Raw genomic sequence first — 17,569 nt, forward strand, 5'->3', positions numbered from 1 at the left:
TCGCGCGCCGCAGGGCCGGGCGCTGACGTCAGATGCCCAGCTCGGCGGCCAGGAGCGAACGATGATGGGCGGGAGTGCCCAGGAAGACCTCGGAGCTCTTGGCCCGCTTGAAGTACAGGTGGGCGGGGTGCTCCCAGGTGAAGCCGATGGCGCCGTGGATCTGCACGCTGCCGCTCGCGACCTGCGTGAACATCTCCGAGCAGTACACCTTCGCCAGCGCCGCCGCGGTGCGGACCTCGGCCTCGTCGTGCGCGTCGAGCACCCACAGCCCCCCGTAGGCGGCGGAGCGCGCCGACTCCAGCTCGGTCAGGAGGTCGGCGCACAGGTGCTTGATCCCCTGGTACGAGCCGATCGGCCGGCCGTACTGCTCGCGGACCTTGGCGTACTCGACGGCGGTGTCCAGGGCCGCCGCCGCGCCGCCCACCTGCTCCGCCGCGAGCAGGATCGCCGCGGTGGCCAGCGCCCGCTCGATGCCCGGCCAGGCCCCGCCCTCCTCGCCGATCAGCCGCGCGGGCGTGTTGAAGAACTCGAGCCGCGCCTGCCCCCGCGTCTGGTCGAGGGTCGGCAGCGCGGTCCTTTCGAGTCCCCGCGCGGCCCCGTCCACGGCGAACAGGCTGACGCCCCGCTCGGTGCGCGCCGCGACCAGGAGCAGGTCGGCGAGGTGCCCGTCCGGGACGTAGGTCTTGGCGCCCGCGAGGGTCCAGCCGCCGTTCCGAGCGGACGCGGCGAGCTGGACTCCCGCCTCGGTCCAGGCGCCGCCCTCCTCCGTCAGCGCGAGCGTCGCCACCGTGCCGCCCGCGCAGATGCCGGGCAGGTAGTCCTTGGCGGCCTGCTCGTCGCCGCAGCGCAGGAGCGTCTCGGCCGCCAGGGCGACGGTCGCGAAGTAGGGGGCGCACAGCAGCGCCCGGCCCATCTCCTCGAAGACGACACCGAGCTCGGCGTAGCCGAAGCCGGAGCCGCCCAGTTCCTCGGGAACGGCGAGCCCCTGCAGCCCGAGATCCCCGCCGAGCCGCCGCCACACGTCCGGGTCGTAGCCCTCGCCGCTCTCGGCGATGCGGCGCACGTCGTTCTCGGTCGAGTACCGCGCGAAGAACGACCGCAGGGTGGCGCGGAGCTCGTCCTGTTCCTCGCTGAAGCTGAAGTCCATGGTCGTGTTCCCTCGTCTCGTCCCGCGGTTCAGCGGCCCTGGAAGTCGGGCTCGCGCCGTTCGCGGAACGCCTTCAGCCCTTCCTCGCGGTCCAGCGTGGTGAACAGCGTGGACACGGTCTCCCGCTCGTAGCCGATCGCGGTGTGCAGCTCCAGCGGGAGCCCGCGGTCGACGAGCCGCTTGCCCGCCTCCAGGGCGCGAGGGGCGCCGGCCGCCAGCCGCCCGGCCAGCTCCAGCGCGGTCTTCAGCGCCCCGCCGGACTCGGCGAGCTCGTTGACGAGGCCGATCTCGTGGCCCCGCTCGGCGGAGATCGGCTCCCCGGTGAGGATCATCTGCTTGGCGACCGCCGGCGGGGCGAGCCGCGGGAGCCGCTGCGTCCCGCCGGCACCCGGCAGGACGCCGAGCTTCATCTCCGGGACGCCCAGCCTCGCGCCCTCCTCGGCGACCCGCAGGTCGCACGAGAGCGTGAGCTCGAAGCCGCCGCCGAAGGCGAACCCGTGGATCGCGGCCACCGACGGCTTCGGGAACTCCTCCAGCCGCGCGAAGACGTCCGTGGTGCGGTGCACGAAGGCCCGGAAGTCGTACGCCGTCGCGCATTGGGAGATCTCGTCGAGGTCCGCGCCGGCGGAGAACGCCCGGCCGGCTCCCGCGATGACCAGCACGCGCACCCGGTCGTCGTCGCGGAGCCGGTCCAGCTCGGCCTCCAGCGCGTCCAGCGTCGGCGTTCCGATGGCGTTCAGCTTGTCGGGCCTGTTCAGGGTGAGGACGGCGACGCGGTCGCGCACCTCGCTCGTCAGGACGTCGGTCATCGGGACGCTCCTCACACCATCGTCAGGCCGCCGCTGACCGACAGCGTCTGGCCGGTCATGTACGCGGCGTCGGCGGTGGCGAGGAAGGCGACGACGCCCGCGATCTCGGCCGGCTCGGCCGCGCGGCGGAGCGGGATGGAGCGGATCGTCGCGTCGTACATCTTCTGGCTGTACTCCGCGACCTGCCCCAGGAGGGCGGTGTCGGTCGGGCCGGGGCACACCGTGTTCACGGTGACGCCGTTCCTGGCCACCTCGCGGGCCAGCGCCTTGCCGAAGGCGATCACGCCGCCCTTGGTGGCGGAGTAGACCACCTCGCCCGACGACCCGACCCGGCCGGCGTCCGACGCGATGTTGATGATCTTGCCGGCACCGCGCTCGATCATGGCGTCGAGGACGGCGCGGGTCACCGTGACGGTGCCCCTGAGGTTGACCGAGATGATCCGGTCCCACTCCTCCTCGGTGCTGTCCACGAACCGCTTGACCACGTCCACGGCGGCGTTGTTGACCAGGACGTCGATCGGGCCGAGCCGGTCGGCGACCTCCGCCACCGCCGCGCGGACCGCCGTGCCGTCCGAGACGTCGGCGGCCACGCCGGCCGTCCGCGCCCCGTGCCGCTCGGCGACCGCGGCGGCGGTCTTCGCGGCGGACTCGGCGTCCAGATCGCATACGCCGACGGCGGCGCCGCGGGCGGCCAGCGCGTCCGCGATGGCCGCCCCGATGCCGCGTCCGGCGCCGGTGACCAGGGCGACCCTGCCCTCCAGTTCCACGTGTCCTCCTGAACGTCTATGTGCCCGACACGGGCCACAATACAGTTAAATGATTAAAAGACGTTAATCGTCCGCTGCGCGAGCGTCGGCCGGCACGAAGTAGGGCAGCGTGATCGACTCGTCGAGGGGCCGGAACGACACCTGGACCGGGAGCCCGGTCGCCACCTCGTCCGGCTCGACGTCCACGACATGGGAGAGCAGGGCCCCGCCGTCGTCCAGGTCGATCACGGCGAGGGCGAACGGGACGTCGAAGCCGGGCCCCGGGGCGCGGTGGACGACGGTGACCGCGTACACCACTCCCCGCCCGCTCGACGGCTCATAGCTCCATGTCGCCGACATGCAGTTCGGGCAGACGGGCTCCGGGACGAAGAACCTCGTCCCGCAGTCCGCGCAGCGGGGGATGAGGAGCTCGCCGCGGCGGGTCCCCTCCCAGAACGGCTGTGACAGCTCCGTGGGCACGGGCGTCGGCCGGGTCATCGGTCCTCCCCCAGGATCGCCATCTCGTAGTGCTGGGCGCCCGAGCCCGCGTTGCCGACCAGCGCCAGGCTCGCGCCGTCGATCTGGTGGACCGCCGTGCCGCGCAGCTGCCGGACGGCCTCGACGACCTTGAGGGTCATCTGCTGGGTCCCGTTCCACGCGTACGACAGGCACCCGCCGTCGGGGTTCACCGGATGCTTGCCGTCCAAGCCGATGGCCCCGCTCTCGACCAGCGGGCCGCCCTCGCCCTCGCCGCACACCCCGAGGGCCTCCATCTGGCGGATGATCTCGAAGGAGTTCGGGTCGTAGAGCGAGAAGACGTCGATGTCGTGGGCGGTGATCCCCGCCGAGGCGTAGGCGCGGGCCGAGGCGTCCCGGCCGATCCGGCCGACCTCCCGGTAGAGGGCCGGGTTCGCGTACGCGGCCTGGTGGTACTCCATCCCGCCGCCGAGCACGGCGATGGGAGCGGCCGGCAGGTCCCGCGCGCGCTCCGCGGTCGTCACCACGAACGCCGCGCCCCCCTCGCCGACGATGCAGCAGTCGAGCAGGTGGAAGGGGGTCGCGACCATCCGCGAGGCGAGCACGTCCTCGGCCGTGTAGGGGCCCCGCCCGTACATCATGGCCTCGGGGTTGGAGGACCCGTTGTTGCGGATCGTCGCGGCGACCTCGGCGAGCTGCCGCGAGGTCGTGCCGTACTCGTGCATGTGGCGCGCCGCGACGAGGGCGAACTGGGCGACCACATAGGAGCCCCAGACGTCGGTGAACTCCAGCGGGACCCCCGCGCCCACGGGGGCGTTGGCGGGTCCTCGCGACACCAGGCGGCAGCCTCCCACCACGACGGTGTCGGCGTAGCCGGCGGTGACGGCGGCCGCCGCCTTCAGCAGACCTCGTGCGCCCGAGTTGTCGAGCATCGAGTCGCTCGTCCAGCGCAGGTCCCTGCCGAACGCCCGGGCCCAGGAACTGCCCTCCCCCTCCACGCCTCCGGGGCCCGGCCAGTCGAGCTGCGCCCCGTCCACGTCCGCTGCGGTGAGCCCGGCGTCGGCGAGCGCGCCCTTGACCGCCTCCATGGCGAGATCCATCGCGGTGCGGTTCGGCAGCGACAGCGCCTGCTCGGTCGCGTGGACTCCGACGATGACCGCTCTCCTCGGTGTCATCGCACCTCCCTGATCGTGACGGCCGTCCGCATCAGCGCCCCGCTCCGAGCGACTCGGTCCCGGGGTAGCCGCCGCCCCCGAACCGCTCGTCCAGCGCCTCGTAGTCCTTGGCGCCCGCACCCGTGCGGGGAATGGCGTCGACGAACTCGACGGTCTTGGGCTTCTTGTACGAGGCGATGCGCTCGCGGCAGTGCTCGATCAGTTCCTCGGCCGTCGCCGTGGCGTCCTGGACCAGGACGACCACGGCCTTGACGTCCTGCGCCCAGCGCTCGTTCGGAACGCCGATGACGGCGGCCTCGCGGACCGCGGGGTGGGACTCCAGGCAGTTCTCGACCTCGGCCGGGAAGATGTTCTCGGCGGCGGACTTGAGCATCCTCGTCGTGGTGCCGAGGAAGCTGATGGTCCCGTCGCTCTCCCGGCGGCCGAGGTCGGTCGTGTGCCACCAGCCGAACCTGAAGCGCTCGGCGTTGATCTCGGGGCGGTTCCAGTAGCCCAGGTGCACCAGGTCGCCGCGCACGCAGATCTCGCCGGCCTCGCCGACCGCGCACTCCTTGCCTTCGCCGTTGAGGATGCGGACCATGGCGAACGGCCCCGGCCGCCCCGCGTTCCCGATACCGGCTCCGCCGGTGGCCTGGGTGACCGCGAGGCCCGTGACCTCGGTCTGGCCGTAGGCGCGGCCCTCACCGCCGCCGTTGCGGGCGAACCGGCTCGAGTCGGTGGTGGCCATGCCGTCCCACAGCTGCGGCGCGATGGTGGCGCGCAGGAACGACAGGTCGTGCCCGGCCTCGCGGTTGAGCTCCACGATGCGCACGATCGTCGGCGGCATCAGGTAGGCGTGGGTGCACCGCTCCCGGACGAGGAGCGGAAGCAGCTGCTCGGGATCGACACGGCGCACCACCACGTTCTTGCCGCCCTGGACGAACACGGGAATGCCGTAGAGCTGGTAGTTGCCGATGTGGAACATCGGGCCCGCGTTGAGGAAGGCGGACTCCTGGCCGATGTCGCCGAGCCAGGCCCCGTTGGCGCCCATGGTCAGCAGGTTGCGGTGGGAGAGCATCGATCCGCACTGGCGGCCGCTGATCGCCGCCGTGTAGATGACCAGGAGCGCGGTGTCGGGGTCGACCTCTCGCTCCGGGTCGTCCCCCGAGCCCGAGGCGAGGAACCGCTCGTACCCGTCCTCGTCCGCCTCCGCACCGTCGTGCCGCAGCCACAGGGTCTTGCGGTCGGCGGTCTCGGCCCGCGCTTTCGCGACGGTCTCCCCGATCTCCTCCTGCTGCCAGATGACCACCTTCGGATCGAAGTCCTCGATGGCGAAGACCATCTCCGGTGCGGCCCAGCGCCAGTAGCCGGGGCAGACCATGGCGCCGATCTTGGCCGCCGCGCCCAGCAGTTCGTAGACCCGGAAGGAGTTCTGGCCGAGCCAGAGGATCCGGTCACCGGCGTTCACGCCCGCGGAGGTGAGCGCGTTGGCGAGCCGGTTCGTCCTGGCGTCGAGCTCCGACCAGGTGAGACGCAGGTCGCCGTCGACGAGCGCGGCGGAGTCGGCGAAGGAACGGCGATGCTCGCGGATCACATCGCCGAAGGTCATGTGGCGGTTCGTGGTCACTGGCACTCCTGTGCAGGGTTCGGGGCGCTACCGATGGGAATATATAGCTAAACTATTTAATCTGTTGATGGGGCTTCTGTCCGGTCGGCCTCCAGCGGACGGAAGCCCTCGTCGTGCCACCACGGATAGACCGGGGGCATGTCGGTGCTCACCGAGCCGGGGAAGCGCGGGGGCCGCTTCTCCAGGAACGAGGCGATCCCCTCGGCCGCGTCGGGGCCGCCGCCGATCTGGCTCATGATCCGCGAGTCGAGGCGGTGCGCCTCCATCGGATGCGGGGCGCCCAGCATGCGCCACATCATCTGCCTGGCCAGCGCCACGGAGACGGGAGCGGTGTTGTCGGCGATCTCTCTCGCCAGGCGGCGCGCCGCGGGCAGCAGATCCTCCGGTTCGTGCACGGACAGGACCAGGCCGGCCCCGCGGGCCTCCTCGGCCCCGAAGAGCCGCCCGGTGGCGACCCATTCCATGGCGCGCTGGACACCGACCGCCCGCGGCAGGAACCAACTGGCGGCCGACTCGGGCACGATGCCGCGCCGGGCGAAGACGAAGCCGATCCTCGCCTCGGTGGAGGCGAGTCGGACGTCCATGGGCAGGGTCATGCTCGCCCCCACCCCGACCGCGGGCCCGTTGATCGCCGCGATCACGGGTTTGAGGCAGGCGAACAGCCGCAGGGCCACCTTGCCGCCGATGTCGCGGTGCCAGGCGCCGGCCTCGCGGTGGTCGAAGGAGCCGCTCCCCGCGCCGACGTCGGCGCCGGCGCAGAAGCCCCGGCCGGCGCCCGTCACGATGACGGCCCGCACGCCGTCCTCGCCGTCCGCGCGGTCGAGCACGGCGAGCAGGTCCTCCATCATCTGCGGCGTGAAGGCGTTCAGGCGGTCCGGCCGGTGGAGCGTCACCGTCAGGATCCCGTCCTCCAGGTCCGCGAGCACGGTCTCGTACTCCCACCGGAGCGTCTCGCCCACACGCACCCCTCGCCCGCATTGAAGCATCGACCTCAGTATATTTAGTTAGACCATTCAACTATGCTTCCCTTTACCTGGCAAGCGCATGGAGGTGCGATGTACGACCTGTCCCCCGACCTGGCGGTGACCGCCCACGGGCCGGTCCGGCTGATCGAGCTCAACCGCCCCGACCAGCTGAACTCCGCGAGCGAGGGCATGCACACCGCGCTGGCCGAGGTGTGGGACCGCGTCGCCGCCGACCACGGGGCCCGGGCGGTCGTGCTGACCGGCCGCGGCCGCGCGTTCAGCGCGGGCGGGAACTTCGAGGTGATGCGGCGGGTCCAGCGCGACGAGGCCTTCCGCCACCAGAACGTGGTCGAGGCGCGCCGGATCATCACCGGCATGGTGCGCTGCCCCGTCCCGGTCGTCGCGGCGGTCAACGGGCCGGCCGTCGGGCTCGGCTGCAGCCTCGCGCTGCTGAGCGACATCGTGGTCATGGCGGACAGCGCGCACATCGCCGACCCGCACCTCCAGGTGGGCCTCGTCGCGGGCGACGGCGGCGCCCTGGTCCTGCCGCTGATCGTCGGGCTCGCACGCGCCAAGGAGCTGCTCTTCCTGGGCCGCAAGGTGAAGGCGCAGGACGCCGAGCACCTCGGCCTCGTCAACTCGGTCGTGCCCCGGGAGCAGGTGGTGGACGAGGCGATGAAGCTGGCGCAGCGCCTGGCGGAGATGCCCGCGCAGGCGCTGCGCGACACCAAGCGGGCGGTGAACCTGCACCTGGAGCGGGCGATGTCGGCCGGCCTGGAGGCCGCTCTGACCGCCGAGCGGGAGAGCATGCACTCCCCCGAACACGTGGCGCTCGTGGACAAGCTCCTGGCGAAGGACTGAGACCGGCCACTGCCCGCTCGCAAGGCCGTTCCCCCGGCCCCGACCCCACAGGAGTGATCATGGACTTCGCCTTCGACGAGACCCAGGAGGACCTGCGCCAGGCGGTCCGCGGCTTCCTGGCCGACGCGGCCTCCGAGAGCGAGACCCGCCGGGCCATGCAGACCGCGACCGGCTATGACGGCGCCGTCTGGCGGCGCATGGGCGCGGAACTCGGCCTGCAGGGGCTCGCCGTGCCCGAGGAGTACGGCGGCGCGGGCGCCGGGCCCGTCGAGGTCGGGCTCGTCATGGAGGAGATGGGCCGCGCGCTGCTGTGCGCCCCCTTCCTCTCGTCGTCGGTGCTCGCGACGACGGCCCTCGTCCGCGGCGACGACGAGGGCGCGCGCGCCGAGTTGCTGCCGGGCCTGGTGTCCGGGGACCGGGTGGCCACCCTGGCGCTGACCGAGGACTCGGCCCGGTGGGACCGCGAGGGGGTCGCCCTCACCGCCCGTCCCGCCGGAGACGGCTGGCTGCTCGACGGGCACAAGACCTTCGTCCTCGACGGCGCCGCCGCCGACACGATCATCACCGTCGCCCAGGCACCGGAGGGCATCGGCCTCTTCCTCGTGGAGGCGGGCGCGGACGGCCTCACCCGCACGGCCCTGCCCACCCTGGACCCGACCAGGCGCCAGGCCCGGCTGGAGTACCGGGAGGTGGCGGCGCGCCGGCTCCGAACGGCGGGGGACGGCTGGGACCTGGTCGCCGTCGTCCTGCGGCACGGCGTCGCCGCGCTGGCGGCCGAACAGGTCGGAGTGGCGTCCCGCGCCCTCGACATGGCCGTCGAGTACGCCAAGGTCAGGCACCAGTTCGGGCGCGCGATCGGGTCGTTCCAGGCCGTCAAGCATCTGCTGGCCGACGTGCTGCTGGAGGTGGAGTCGGCCAGGGCCGCGGCCTATGCCGCCCTCCTCGCCCTGCAGGAGGACGAGGACGTGCCGGCGGCGACGAGCCTGGCCAAGGCGTTCTGCTCGGAGGCGTGCCTGAAGGCCACCGAGTCCAACATCCAGGTCCACGGCGGGATCGGGTTCACCTGGGAGCACCCGGCCCACCTGTACTTCAAGCGCGCGAAGACCTCGCAACTCCTCTTCGGCGACCCGGACCGGCACCGCGAGCTGCTGGCCCAGGCCATCGGCGTCTGAGCCCGCGGCGCCCGCCGCGACCAGCCCGCCATTACATCGAGCCCCTCCGGGAGGAACCGTGTACCCAGGGACTTTCGCCAAGACCAGCCCAGACCGGCCCGCGGTGGTGATGGGCGGCTCCGGCGAGGTCGTGACCTACCGCGACCTCGACGCCCGCTCCAACCGCTTCGCGCATCTGCTCCGCGACCAGGGGCTGCGCCCCGGTGACACGCTCGCGGTGCTGAGCGAGAACCGGCCGGAGGTCTTCGACCTCGCCTGGGCCGCCCAGCGCTCAGGTCTCCAGTTGACCATGGTCAACCACCACCTCACCGTCGAGGAGTCGGCCTACATCGTCGCCGACAGCGGCGCCAGGGTGGTCGTGGCAACGAGCGCGCTGGCGGAGACCGCGCGCGGCCTCTCGCCCGACCGGGCGCCGGGCGTCGAGCGGCGTCTGATGATCGGTGACGCGGCGGTCCCCGGGTGGGAGCGGTACGAGGACGCCGTCGCCGGCCTTCCCGGTACGCCGATCCCGGACGAGTGCGAGGGCGACATCATGCTCTACTCGTCCGGGACGACGGGGCGCCCCAAGGGCATCCGCCGGGAGGTGACCGGCACGCCCATCGGCAGCTATCCCGACGTCCCGGGCCACTGGCTCAGGGAGACCCTCGGCATGCGGCCGGGCGACGTGTACCTGTGCCCGGCCCCTCTCTACCACGCGGCACCGCTGGCCTGGTCGATGGCGTGCCATCGCTCGGGGACGACGGTGGTCGTCATGGAGCGCTTCGACGCCGAGCAGGCGCTCCGGCTGATCGAGCGGCACCGGGTCACGCACGGCCAGTGGGTGCCGACCATGTTCGTCCGGCTGCTCAAGCTGCCCGAGGCGGTCCGCCGCCGCTACGACCTGTCGAGCCTGCGCTGGGCCGTGCACGCCGCCGCGCCCTGCCCCGTGCCGGTCAAGCAGAAGATGATCGAGTGGTGGGGCCCGCTGCTGTACGAGTTCTACTCGGCCACCGAGGGCATCGGCGCCACGGCGATCACGTCGGAGGAGTGGCTGCGCAAGCCCGGCTCGGTGGGGCGTCCGCTGATGGGGACGCCGCACGTTCTCGACGATGACGGCGAGGAGCTGCCGCCGGGGGAGGTCGGCGTCGTCTGGTTCGAGGGCGGCACGCCGTTCGAGTACCGGGGCGACCCCGGCAAGACGGCGGCGGCGACCGACCGGCGCGGGTGGCGGACGGTCGGCGACATGGGCCGGCTCGACGAGGACGGCTACCTGTACCTCACCGACCGCGCCACCAACATGATCATCTCCGGCGGGGTCAACATCTACCCGCAGGAGGTCGAGAACGCGCTGGTCCTGCACCCCGACGTCGCCGACGCCGCGGTCTTCGGCATCCCGGACGAGGAGATGGGCGAGCAGGTCAAGGCCGTCGTCCAGCTGGAGGTCGGAAGCCGCGCGGACCGCGACACCGCCGAACGCCTGTTCGAGCACTGCCGCGCCCAGCTGGCGGGCTACAAGTGCCCCCGCTCTCTGGAATTCACCCGCGACGAGCTGAGGAGCCCGGCGGGCAAGGTCCGCATCGGACCGCTGCGGGAACGGTTCGGGTCGGGACCGGGCCCGTTCGTCCGGGGCACGGGTCCAGCGGCCAAGCCTTCCCGATAAAGTACAATTATCTAACTACTAGAAGGGGCCGGGCCGTGGACATCAGCTACCCTCCCGAGGCCGAGGAGTTCCGGGCGGAGGTCAAGGGGTTCCTCGCGGCGCACCTGCCCGCCGACTGGGCGGGCATCGGCGCACTGGACGAGGAGCCGGCCTGGGAGTTCGCCCGCAAGTGGCGCACAATCCTCGCCGAGCACGGCTACCTGTCGATCGCCTGGCCGGAGCGGTACGGCGGACGGGGGCTCACCAAGCTCCACCAGGTCGTCCTCATGGAGGAGCTGGCGCTCGCCGGCGTCCCGTTCGGGCTCCCGCACGACACCTTCGGCGTCAAGATGCTGGCGAACACCCTGCTGAGGTGGGGCACGGAGGAGCAGAAGGCGCATTTCCTCCCCCGCATCCTCAACGGCGACGACGTCTGGTGCCAGGGGTACTCCGAGCCCGGCGCCGGCTCGGACCTGGCGTCGCTGACCACCCGCGCCGACAGGGACGGCGACGAGTGGGTCATCAACGGGCAGAAGGTGTGGACCTCCGGCGCGCACCAGGCGAATTGGATCTTCGTGCTGGCGCGCACCGACTCGGACGCGCCCAAGCACCGGGGCATCTCCTTCCTGCTGGTGCCGCTCGACCAGCCCGGCGTGGAGGTGCGCCCGTTCCGCATGATGAGCGGCCAGGAGCATTTCAACGAGGTGTTCTTCACCGGCGCCCGGACGCGCGCCGACCTCGTCGTCGGGGCCGTGAACGACGGCTGGACGGTGGCGCAGAGCCTGCTGGGCGTGGAGCGGGGCGAGGAGGCCGCGACCAACCCGATCCTCTTCAAGGCCGAGGTGCTGCGCCTGATCGATCTCGCCCGGGAGTACGGCAAGGACACCGATCCGCTGATCCGGCAGCGCATCGCCTGGTGCTGGTCGAAGGTCGAGATCATGCGCTTCCTCGGCTACCGCATCCTCACCGGATGGCTCAAGGGCGCCGAGCCCGGCCCCGAGTCCTCCATCGCCAAGCTCTACTGGAGCGAGTACCACCTCAAGGTCACCGAGCTGGCGATGGACATCATGGGCATGCACGCCCAGGTGCCCACCGGCCGGCCGCCGCTGCGCACCTACCGCACCGACGACCCCGGCGCGGCCAACTCCTCCGGGTCCTGGTCCGCCACCTACCTCATCGCGCGCTCCGGGACCATCTACGCCGGAACCTCGCAGGTCCAGCGGAACATCCTCGCCGAGAAGGTCCTCGGCCTGCCGCGCGAACCACGGCCGGCCCAGCCCTGAGCGCACGTCTCCGCCCCGCCGCACCGACATCAAGGAGTGCCATGTCCGACCCGTACGCGAGCTTCACCTCCCTGAAGTTCGACCGCCCGGCGCCCGGCGTGCTGCGGCTCGTCCTCGACGCGCCCAACCTCAACGCCGTCGATCCGCGGATGCACGGCGAACTGGCCGACATCTGGCCGGTGATCGACCGCGACGAGGAGACCCGGGCCGTGCTCGTCCAAGGGGCGGGCAAGGCCTTCTCGGCCGGCGGCACGTTCGACTCCATCGAGCGCATGACGGCGGAGCACGCGGTGCGGGTGCGCGTCATGCGCGAGGCCCGCGACATGGTCTACGGGGTCCTGAACTGCTCGAAGCCGGTGATCTCCGCCATCCACGGCCCGGCGGTGGGCGCCGGCCTGGTGATCGGCATGATGGCCGACATCTCGGTCGTCGGACGCACCGCGAAGATCGTGGACGGTCACACCCGCCTGGGCGTCGCGGCGGGCGACCACGCCGCCATCTGCTGGCCGCTCCTGTGCGGGATGGCCAAGGCCAAGTACTACCTGCTGACCTGCGAGTCGCTGTCCGGCGAGGAGGCCGAGCGGATCGGCCTGGTGTCCAAGTGCGTCGAGGACGACCGGGTCCAGGCCGAGGGCCTGCGGATCGCCACGAACCTGGCCGCCGGCGCCGGCAGCGCCATCAGCTGGACGAAGCGCTCCCTCAACCACTGGTACCGCAGCGCCTCGCCGATCTTCGAGGCGTCGCTCGGGCTGGAGTTCCTCGGCTTCGGCGGACCCGAGGTCCTGGAGGGCGTGGCCTCGCACCGGGAGAAGCGGCGCCCGGACTTCGAGGCGGTCGGGCGGAAGAACCCCCTGGACCTCTGATCACCGTTTTCCAGCAAGAGACGAACTAATTTACATATCTAACTAATTCCGGATACGCTGCGGCCACAGCACGCGCTTGCCCGGCCCGGAACGAATGGAGTGGCCGATGACGAAGACCAAGCCCGTCGCCGAGGAGCTGTTCACCTGGCCCTCCGACGAGCCCCGGCTGATCGGTTCCCAGTGCGCCGAGTGCGGACTGGTCGCCTTTCCCGCCGCCGACCAGTGCGCCCGCTGCGGGGGCACGGAGGCCGAGCGGCGGCTGCTCTCGGACCGGGGGACGCTCTGGACCTTCACCACCCAGGGCTTCCGTCCCCCCTCCCCTCCCTACGACGGCAACGACACGGCCGACACCTTCCGGCCGTACACCGTCGGCTACATCGAGCTGCCCGAGGAGGTCCTGGTCGAGGCCAGGCTCACCGAGCCCGATCCCGAAGCGCTGAGCATCGGGCAGCCGATGCGCATGGTCGTCGTCCCCTACAGCGTCACCGAGGACGGCACCGAGGTCCTGACGTTCGCGTTCGCGCCGGCCGGCGCCACCGAGGAGGCATGATGGAAGCGGTGATCATCGGCGTGGGGCTGCACCCCTTCGGCCGTTTCCCCGGCAAGTCGGCGATGGACATGGGAGCCGACGCGGTGCGTCTCGCGCTGGCGGACGCGGGCGTGCGGTGGCCGCAGATCCAGGGCGGCTTCATCGGCAGCCTCGAGGTCGCCAACCCGGACGCGATCGTCGGCCGCCTCGGCCCGACGGGCATCCCCCTGCGCGGCGTCTTCAACGGATGCGCGACCGCCGGGACGGCGATCTCCATGGCCGCGAACGCGATCGAGAACGGCGAGCACGATCTCGCCATCGCCATCGGCATGGACAAGCACCCGCGCGGCGCCTTCGCGGCGGACCCGTCGGTGGCGGGCCTCCCGGACTGGTACGGCCAGACGGGGATGTTCCTCACCACCCACTTCTTCGGCATGAAGATCAACCGCTACATGCACGACCACGGCATCACCGAGCGGACGCTCGCCCGGGTCGCGGCGAAGAACTTCCGCAACGCCTCCGGCAACGAGAAGGCGTGGCGGCGAAAGCCGCTGTCGGAGGAGGAGATCCTCGCCTCGCCGGTGCTGAACTACCCGCTGCGCCAGTTCATGTACTGCGGGCCCGACGAGGGCGCCGCCGCGGTCGTGCTGTGCCGGGCGGACCAGGCGCACAAGTACACGTCCAACAAGCCCGTGCGGGTACGGGCCAGCGTGCTGCGCAGCCGCAGGCTCGGGGCGTTCGAGGTGCAGAGCCCGGCGATGCCCGCCGGGGAGCATGCACCGAGCCCGACCGTGGACGCCTCCCGCGCCGCCTACGAGGCCGCGGGCATCGGTCCCGAGGACGTCGGCATCGCCCAGCTGCAGGACACCGACGCGGGCTCGGAGGTCATCCACATGGCCGAGAACGGGCTCTGCAAGGACGGGGAGCAGGAGCGGCTCATCGCCGAGGGCGCGACCGAGCCCGGCGGTCGCCTGCCGGTCAACACCGACGGCGGCCTGATCGGCAACGGCGAGCCGATCGGCGCCTCGGGGCTGCGGCAGATCCACGAGGTCGTGCACCAGCTCCGCGGCACCGCCGGGTCCCGCCAGGTCCCCGGGGCGCCCCGGGTCGGCTACACCCACCTGTACGGCGCTCCGGGCGTCTCCGCCGTCACCATCCTGTCCACCTGACCTCGGGTCGACGCACAGTTCAGGAACGCATCAATGGCTCATGACACGCACGCCGACGCCGGCGACCTCGCCTCCTTCACGGCCGAGGTCCGGGCGTTCCTCGACGCCCACGCGCCCGGCGGCACCGCGCGCGAGGACAAGGCCGGGACGTTCGTCTGGGGCAAGGGCGACGACCGGATGGCCTACTTCAGCTCCGATCCGCCAGAGGAGGAGCAGCGCAAGCTCGAAGAGGCCCGCGCCTGGCAGCGCACCAGATACGAGAACGGCTTCGGCTGGATCACCGGCCCCGCCCAGTACGGGGGCCGCGACCTCACGCCCGTGCACGACATGGTCTACAACGCGATCGAGGCCGAGTACGACGTTCCCGACACCGGCGTCCTCAGCGTCGTCGGCCTCGGGATGATCGGCCCGACGATCCTCGCCCACGCCCGGGACGAGATCAAGGACCGCTGGCTCCCGGCGATGTACCGGGGCGAGGCGATCGCCTGCCAGCTGTTCAGCGAGCCCGAGGCCGGGTCCGACCTGGCGAGCGTGCGGACGCGCGCCGTCCGGGACGGCGACGCGTGGGTCCTGAGCGGGCAGAAGGTGTGGACGTCCGTCGCGCACCACAGCAGGCTCGGGCTCGCGCTGACGCGCACCAACCCGGACGCCCCGAAGCACAAGGGCATCACCGCCTTCCTGGTGGACATGACCCTTCCGGGGGTGGAGGTCCGGCCGCTGCGGCAGATGACCGGCGGGGCGGACTTCAACGAGGTGTTCCTCAACGAGGTCCGGGTGCCGGACGACCACCGGCTCGGAGAGGTCGACGGCGGGTGGACGGTGGCGCTGACCACCTTGATGAACGAGCGCGCGACGGTGGGGGGCGACAACGGCGGACCCGCCGCCGCGGCGCTGACGCCCGAACGGCTCTACGCGGTCCTGCGCGCCAGCTGGACGCTCGACGATCGCGCGGTACGTGCACAGGCGGCGGAGCTACTGGCCGACGTGATGGCGACCGAGCACCTCAACACGCGCGCCTTGCGCGGGATGCGCGCCGGGGTGACTCCCGGGCCGGAGATGTCGGTGGCGAAGCTGATGTACGCGCAGAACCTCACGTGCGCGGCCCATCTCGTGACGGACGTGTTCGGTCCCCGCGCCATCGCCGACTCGGGCGAGTGGGGCACCTACGCCTGGTCGGAACTCCTCCTGGCGACGCCCGCGCTGCGGATCCTCGGCGGCACGGAGGAGATCATGAAGAACATCCTCGCCGAACGGGTGCTCGGCCTCCCCAAGGAGCCGGGGATCGACACCAGGTCGCCTTTCCGCGAGCTGCGCCGTTCGGGCACCGGAGAGGGGGCGGCATGACCGGCATCACCGAGCTCTCCGAATCGGAGCTTCGCGAGCTGCGATCGTCCGTACGGGACTTCCTGGAGGCCAAGTCCTCGGAGGAGGCCGTCCGCAAGGTGATCGAGACCGACCTGGGATACGACCCGGAGGTCTGGTCGCAGATGGCGGAGCAGCTGCGCCTTCCCGGGCTGATCATTCCCGAGGAGTACGGCGGGGACGGATTCGGTCAGGTGGCGCTCGGCGCGGTCCTGGAGGAGACGGGCAGGGCCCTGCTGTGCTCTCCGTTCTTCGCGACGGTGGTCCTCGGCGCACAGGCCTTGCTGGCATCCGGCGACGAGGAAGCCTGCGCGGCGTACCTTCCCGGAATCGCGGACGGCACGACGACCGCCGCACTCGCCGTGTCCGAACGAACCGGCGCCTGGGATCCGGTACAGATCGAGACGCGCGCGCTCCGGCGAGGCGAAGGGGATGCCGGATGGGAGCTGACCGGCACCAAGTCCTTCGTGATCGACGGCGTCTCGGCCGATCTCCTCCTGGTGATCGCGCGGACCACCGCGGGACCGTCGCTGTTCGCCGTGGACCGCGGTGCCGCGGGCCTGACTGCCGAACCGCTGGAGACCCTCGACGGGACCCGGAGGATGGCTCGCGTTCGTCTCGGCGGCACACCCGCCCGGCTGGTCGGCACCGACGGAGCGGGCGGCCGCCTGATGGCGCGCATCCTGGACCTCGCCGTGACCGGGCTGGCCGCGGAGCAGACGGGCGGAGCCGAACTCTGCCTGGAAAGCGCCACGGCCTACGCCCGCACCCGCGTGCAGTTCGGCCGCCAGATCGGCAGCTTCCAGGCGGTCAAGCACAAGTGCGCCGACATGCTCGTCCAACTCGAACTGGCGCGTGCCAGTGCCCGCGAGGCCGCCGTCATCGCCGACAAGGGCGACGAGACGGCCTTCGCGGTGGCGGCGAGCGCCGCGCATGTGTGCTGCTCACGGGCCTACATGTTCGCCGCGGCGGAGAACATCCAGGTGCACGGCGGGATCGGCTTCACGTGGGAGCACCCCGCGCACCTGTACTTCCGGCGGGCCAAGTCCTCGCAACTCCTCTTCGGGGGCCCGCACGCCTATCACGAGCGCTTCCTGGAGCGTCTCGGGTTCTGACCGCGCCCTCGTCGACGGCCCGCCGCACCCGCGGCGGGCCGTTTCGCGCGCCGGTCGTCAGCGTGCGGGTGCGAATCCCCGGATGAAGGCGTCGACGGCGAGGGTCCACCGCCTGTCGCGCGACTCGGCCGTGCTCCCGAGCCAGCCGGCGTTCTCCTGAGTCGCGAGGCCGATGGCGAGGCCGAGCAGCGCATGGGCGATGTCGATCGGGTCACCGGCCATGACGCCCGCCTGTACGCAGTGTCCGACCCGGTCGACGAGGAACCGACGGGTGCCGTCACCGACCGACCGCTTGGCGCCGTCGGGTTCGAAGCCGTCGAAGGGCCTGTTGTACATCACGTTGAAAAGGTTCGGGTTGTCGGAGGCGAAGGTCCGGAACGCGTGTACGGTCGCTGCCAGGTCGGCGACCGCATCACCGCTCGTGCCGAGCCTTTCGAACGCGGCGTTGAGTCGCCGGAACCCTTCGAAGAACAACTCACGGATGAGTCCGGCCTTGTGGCCGAAGAGCTCGTAGATGGCCGGAGGAGATGTTCCGGCCAGTCCGGCGATCTTACGCGTCGTCACCGCTGCGACCCCCTCCGAGGCGAGGACGTCGATCGCCGTGTCGAGTATGTGGCGACGCAGCTCCGGAGTTCGTTCCTTGGCCGGCGGCATGGCGGCTCCTTCGACCGA

General features: G+C 71.7%; 17 protein-coding genes. 9 read left to right on the forward strand and 8 right to left on the reverse strand.

All coding sequences use genetic code 11. The features are described 5' to 3' along the window. Positions 1-28 precede the first annotated feature (28 nt). From F8568_RS11035 to F8568_RS11065, 7 genes are all read right to left on the reverse strand, one after another. Complete coding sequence (locus F8568_RS11035) at positions 29-1,147, reverse strand: acyl-CoA dehydrogenase family protein (RefSeq protein ID WP_151593435.1); 1,119 nt, start codon at positions 1,145-1,147, stop codon at positions 29-31. A gap of 29 nt (positions 1,148-1,176) precedes the next feature. Next, complete coding sequence (locus tag F8568_RS11040; protein WP_151593436.1) at positions 1,177-1,956, reverse strand: enoyl-CoA hydratase/isomerase family protein; 780 nt, start codon at positions 1,954-1,956, stop codon at positions 1,177-1,179. 11 nt (positions 1,957-1,967) lie between these two features. Continuing rightward, entirely contained in the window at positions 1,968-2,723 is a 756-nt protein-coding gene (locus F8568_RS11045; RefSeq protein WP_151593437.1) for an SDR family NAD(P)-dependent oxidoreductase, read from the reverse strand. Between the two features lie 63 nt (positions 2,724-2,786). Next, positions 2,787-3,200 (reverse strand): Zn-ribbon domain-containing OB-fold protein, encoded by a 414-nt coding sequence (locus F8568_RS11050; protein ID WP_151593438.1) that lies wholly within the window; start codon positions 3,198-3,200, stop codon positions 2,787-2,789. Further along, complete coding sequence (locus F8568_RS11055) at positions 3,197-4,354, reverse strand: thiolase family protein (RefSeq protein ID WP_151593439.1); 1,158 nt, start codon at positions 4,352-4,354, stop codon at positions 3,197-3,199. The genes F8568_RS11050 and F8568_RS11055 overlap by 4 nt, the downstream gene beginning before the upstream one ends. 31 nt (positions 4,355-4,385) lie before the next feature. Further along, a complete protein-coding gene (locus tag F8568_RS11060; RefSeq protein ID WP_202124788.1) occupies positions 4,386-5,960 on the reverse strand; it encodes an AMP-binding protein in 1,575 nt (524 codons plus the stop codon). 56 nt (positions 5,961-6,016) lie between these two features. Beyond that, complete coding sequence (locus tag F8568_RS11065) at positions 6,017-6,919, reverse strand: crotonase/enoyl-CoA hydratase family protein (RefSeq protein WP_328600816.1); 903 nt, start codon at positions 6,917-6,919, stop codon at positions 6,017-6,019. 96 nt (positions 6,920-7,015) lie between these two features. On the opposite strand from F8568_RS11065, the gene F8568_RS11070 reads away from it, so the two are divergent. From F8568_RS11070 to F8568_RS11110, 9 genes are all read left to right on the forward strand, one after another. Continuing rightward, positions 7,016-7,786, forward strand: a complete 771-nt coding sequence (locus tag F8568_RS11070; protein WP_151593441.1) for an enoyl-CoA hydratase/isomerase family protein — start codon at positions 7,016-7,018, stop codon at positions 7,784-7,786. Positions 7,787-7,845: 59 nt separating this feature from the next. Beyond that, on the forward strand, positions 7,846-8,958 hold the full coding sequence (locus tag F8568_RS11075; RefSeq protein WP_151593442.1) for an acyl-CoA dehydrogenase family protein: 1,113 nt from the start codon (positions 7,846-7,848) through the stop codon (positions 8,956-8,958). A 58-nt stretch (positions 8,959-9,016) separates the two neighbouring features. Next, a complete protein-coding gene (locus tag F8568_RS11080) occupies positions 9,017-10,597 on the forward strand; it encodes an AMP-binding protein (protein WP_151593443.1) in 1,581 nt (526 codons plus the stop codon). 35 nt (positions 10,598-10,632) lie between these two features. Next, on the forward strand, positions 10,633-11,859 hold the full coding sequence (locus F8568_RS50280; protein ID WP_151593444.1) for an acyl-CoA dehydrogenase family protein: 1,227 nt from the start codon (positions 10,633-10,635) through the stop codon (positions 11,857-11,859). A 41-nt stretch (positions 11,860-11,900) separates the two neighbouring features. Then, positions 11,901-12,722 carry an enoyl-CoA hydratase/isomerase family protein gene (locus F8568_RS11090; protein WP_151593445.1) on the forward strand — a complete coding sequence of 274 codons (822 nt, stop codon included), beginning with the start codon at positions 11,901-11,903 and terminating at the stop codon, positions 12,720-12,722. Positions 12,723-12,828: 106 nt separating this feature from the next. Beyond that, a complete protein-coding gene (locus F8568_RS11095) occupies positions 12,829-13,272 on the forward strand; it encodes a Zn-ribbon domain-containing OB-fold protein (RefSeq protein ID WP_151593446.1) in 444 nt (147 codons plus the stop codon). Continuing rightward, on the forward strand, positions 13,269-14,420 hold the full coding sequence (locus F8568_RS11100; RefSeq protein ID WP_151593447.1) for a thiolase family protein: 1,152 nt from the start codon (positions 13,269-13,271) through the stop codon (positions 14,418-14,420). Before F8568_RS11095 ends, F8568_RS11100 begins: the two co-directional genes overlap by 4 nt. Before the next feature lie 33 nt (positions 14,421-14,453). After that, on the forward strand, positions 14,454-15,764 hold the full coding sequence (locus F8568_RS11105) for an acyl-CoA dehydrogenase family protein (RefSeq protein WP_151593448.1): 1,311 nt from the start codon (positions 14,454-14,456) through the stop codon (positions 15,762-15,764). Continuing rightward, positions 15,761-16,897, forward strand: coding sequence for an acyl-CoA dehydrogenase family protein (locus tag F8568_RS11110; RefSeq protein ID WP_151593449.1), 1,137 nt, complete (start codon positions 15,761-15,763; stop codon positions 16,895-16,897). The genes F8568_RS11105 and F8568_RS11110 overlap by 4 nt, the downstream gene beginning before the upstream one ends. A gap of 57 nt (positions 16,898-16,954) precedes the next feature. On the opposite strand, the gene F8568_RS11115 is transcribed toward F8568_RS11110, so the two are convergent. Further along, positions 16,955-17,551: a TetR/AcrR family transcriptional regulator gene (locus tag F8568_RS11115; protein WP_151593450.1), complete on the reverse strand. Its 597-nt coding sequence runs from the start codon at positions 17,549-17,551 to the stop codon at positions 16,955-16,957. Positions 17,552-17,569: the final 18 nt, after the last annotated feature.

This window comes from Actinomadura physcomitrii, assembly GCF_008923205.2.
GTDB classification, from domain to species: Bacteria; Actinomycetota; Actinomycetes; order Streptosporangiales; family Streptosporangiaceae; genus Spirillospora; species Spirillospora physcomitrii.

Bases quoted from the DNA above. Each gene is read 5' to 3' on its own strand.
- F8568_RS11035 (WP_151593435.1), bottom strand. From the start codon at position 1,147: ATGGACTTCAGCTTCAGCGAGGAACAGGACGAGCTCCGCGCCACCCTG.
- F8568_RS11040 (WP_151593436.1), bottom strand. From the start codon at position 1,956: ATGACCGACGTCCTGACGAGCGAGGTGCGCGACCGCGTCGCCGTCCTC.
- F8568_RS11050 (WP_151593438.1), bottom strand. From the start codon at position 3,200: ATGACCCGGCCGACGCCCGTGCCCACGGAGCTGTCACAGCCGTTCTGG.
- F8568_RS11055 (WP_151593439.1), bottom strand. From the start codon at position 4,354: ATGACACCGAGGAGAGCGGTCATCGTCGGAGTCCACGCGACCGAGCAG.
- F8568_RS11070 (WP_151593441.1), top strand. From the start codon at position 7,016: ATGTACGACCTGTCCCCCGACCTGGCGGTGACCGCCCACGGGCCGGTC.
- F8568_RS11075 (WP_151593442.1), top strand. From the start codon at position 7,846: ATGGACTTCGCCTTCGACGAGACCCAGGAGGACCTGCGCCAGGCGGTC.
- F8568_RS11090 (WP_151593445.1), top strand. From the start codon at position 11,901: ATGTCCGACCCGTACGCGAGCTTCACCTCCCTGAAGTTCGACCGCCCG.
- F8568_RS11095 (WP_151593446.1), top strand. From the start codon at position 12,829: ATGACGAAGACCAAGCCCGTCGCCGAGGAGCTGTTCACCTGGCCCTCC.
- F8568_RS11100 (WP_151593447.1), top strand. From the start codon at position 13,269: ATGATGGAAGCGGTGATCATCGGCGTGGGGCTGCACCCCTTCGGCCGT.
- F8568_RS11105 (WP_151593448.1), top strand. From the start codon at position 14,454: ATGGCTCATGACACGCACGCCGACGCCGGCGACCTCGCCTCCTTCACG.
- F8568_RS11110 (WP_151593449.1), top strand. From the start codon at position 15,761: ATGACCGGCATCACCGAGCTCTCCGAATCGGAGCTTCGCGAGCTGCGA.
- F8568_RS11115 (WP_151593450.1), bottom strand. From the start codon at position 17,551: ATGCCGCCGGCCAAGGAACGAACTCCGGAGCTGCGTCGCCACATACTC.